General features: G+C 65.7%; 2 protein-coding genes. Both read left to right on the forward strand.

Annotated elements, in window-relative coordinates:
- Positions 1-2: 2 nt before the first annotated feature.
- Entirely contained in the window at positions 3-938 is a 936-nt protein-coding gene (locus tag AC2VOU_RS12685) for a glutamate ABC transporter substrate-binding protein (protein WP_486957698.1), read from the forward strand.
- A gap of 74 nt (positions 939-1,012) precedes the next feature.
- Positions 1,013-2,861 (forward strand): tetratricopeptide repeat protein (locus AC2VOU_RS12690; protein ID WP_486957699.1); only part of this gene is annotated, 1,849 nt, incomplete at its 3' end.

Genomic DNA, 2,861 nt, shown 5'->3' on the forward strand with positions numbered 1-2,861 from the left:
CGATCGCCACGACGCTGCTGGCGGGCTGCAGCGAGTCGGGGTCGATGGTGATCGCGCCCGCGCCGACCCTGCCGCCGCCAACTCCGGCCGGTATGCAGGAGATGCCGCCGCAGCCGCCGCTGCCCCCGGACAAGACCGCCAACGACTGCAATCCCACGGCCAGCCTGCGCCCGTTCGACAACCCGGCCGACGCCGACGCCGCGGTGGCCAACATCCGCGCCCGCGGCAGGCTGATTGTGGGCTTGGACATCGGCAGCAACCTGTTCAGCTTCCGCGATCCGATCACCGGTGAGATCGTCGGCTTCGACGTCGACATCGCGGGCGAGATCGCCCGCGACATCTTCGGAAACCCAGCGCGCGTGGAGTATCGGATTCTGTCGTCGGCCGAGCGCATCACCGCGCTGCAGAAGGGCGACGTCGACATTGTCGTCAAGACGATGACCATCACCTGCGAGCGGCGTAAGCTGGTCAACTTCTCCACGGTCTATCTTGATGCCGCGCAACGCATTCTGGCTTCGAGCGATTCCCCGATCGCCAAACCGGCCGATCTCTCCGGCAGGCGGGTCTGCGTGGCCAAGGGCACCACATCGCTGCAGCGGATCCGCGAGATCGCGCCGCCTGCCATCGTGGTCGAGGTGGTGAACTGGGCCGACTGCCTGGTCACCTTGCAGCAACGGCAGGTCGACGCGGTCAGCACCGACGACTCGATCCTTGCCGGGCTGGTGTCGCAAGACCCCTACCTGCACATCGTCGGGCCCAACATGGACAGCCAGCCCTACGGCATCGGTGTCCAGTTGGACAACACCGGGTTGGTGCGGTTCATCAACGGCACCTTAGAGCGGATCCGGCGTGACGGGACGTGGAATACGTTGTACCGCAAATGGTTGACGGTGCTCGGTCCTTCGCCCGCGCCCCCAACCCCGAGGTACGTGGACTGATGGCCGAGCAGCCGGCAGGACTCGACAGCCAGGACGCGGACGGCACAGGTCCGGTCGCCGAGTCCGTCGACGCGATGGTGGATTCATCGTCCCAGAGCCGTCCGATGGCCACCCAGGCGATCTTTCGGCCCGACTTCGACGACGATGACGACGATGACTTCTTGATCCACATCGGCGGTATCGCGCCGACGGATCGGACAGAGTTGGTGAAACGACCCCCGGTGCGCCGACTCGGTGGCGGCCTGGTCGAAATTCCGCGAGTGGCCGACATCGACCCCCTGGAAGCGTTGATGCCCAATCCGGTTGTGCCGGAGTCGAAACGGTACTGCTGGAACTGCGGAAAGCCGGTGGGGCGATCCAGAAAAGGCGAAAAAGCGCGGTCCGAGGGCGATTGCCCCTATTGCGGGAGTTCGTATTCGTTTCTGCCGCAACTTAACCCGGGCACCGTGGTGGCCGGCCAGTACGAGATCAAAGGTTGCATCGCGCACGGCGGCCTGGGTTGGGTGTACCTGGCACTGGACCGCAACGTCAACCACCGCCCAGTGGTGCTCAAAGGTCTGGTGCATTCTGGCGATGCAGAAGCGCAGGCGATCGCCATGGCCGAGCGGCGGTTCCTCGCCGAGGTGGTCCACCCCTCGATCGTGCAGATCTTCAACTTCGTCGAACACGCCGACCAGCACGGCGAACCCGTCGGCTACATCGTCATGGAGTACGTGGGTGGGCAGTCACTCAAGCGGCGCAAAGGCAACGAACTGCCCGTCGCCGAAGCGATCGCCTTTGTGCTGGAAATCCTTCCGGCCATGAGCTATCTGCACTCGATCGGCTTGGTCTACAACGACCTCAAGCCGGAAAACATCATGCTCACCGAGGAGCAGCTCAAGCTGATCGACCTCGGCGCGGTGTCGCGGATCAATTCGTTCGGCTACCTCTACGGCACGCCGGGTTATCAGGCACCCGAAATCGTGCGGACCGGGCCGACTGTGGCCACCGACATCTACACCGTCGGGCGCACCCTCGCGGCTCTCACGTTGAAGTTGCGCGCCCGCGGCGGGCGCTACGTCGAGGGACTCCCCGAATACGATCCGGTGCTGGCCCAGTACGACTCGTTCGGCCGATTGTTGCGTCGGGCAATCGATCCCGATCCGAAGCGGCGATTTGCCAGCGCCGAGGAGATCTCCGGTCAGCTCTTCGGTGTGCTGCGTGAAGTGGTTGCGCGGGACACCGGCGTGCGGCGGCCGAGCCTATCGAGCATCTTCTCGCGCAGCCGCGCGGTATTCGGCGAAGCGCTGTTGGTCGCTCACACCGACGTGTATCTGGATGGCCATGTGCACGCAGAAAAGCTGACCGCCAAGGAGATTGTCACGGCGCTGCAGGTGCCGCTGGTCGACCCCGCCGACGTCGCTGCGCCGCTGTTGCGAGCAACCGTGCTGTCCCAACCGGTGCAGACCCTGGATTCGCTGCGCGCATTCCGGCACGGCGCCATGGATTCCGAGGACATCGACCTCTCGGAGTCCGTCGAGCTTCCGCTGATGGAGGTTCGAGCGCTGCTGGACCTCGGCGACGTCGCCAAGGCCACCCGTAAACTCGACGACCTGGCCGAGCGGGTCGGCTGGCGCTGGCGGCTGGTGTGGTATCGCGCTGTCTCCGAATTGCTCACTGGCGACTACGATTCCGCGAGCAAGCATTTCAGCGAGGTGTTGGACACCTTCCCGGGCGAGCTGGCGCCGAAGATGGCCCTGGCAGCCACAGCCGAACTGGCCGGCAGCTCAGACGAACACAAGTACTACGAAGCGGTATGGAAGACCGACGACGGGGTGATCTCGGCGGCCTTCGGGCGGGCCGGGGCCCCGGCGGCGGCCGGGGCGCGCGCCGGAGCAGTTGGGTCGCTCGACGGGGGCCCGGCCGCGTCGCGGTGGGGCGGGG

Source organism: Mycobacterium sp. TH-M25, from assembly GCF_057473665.1.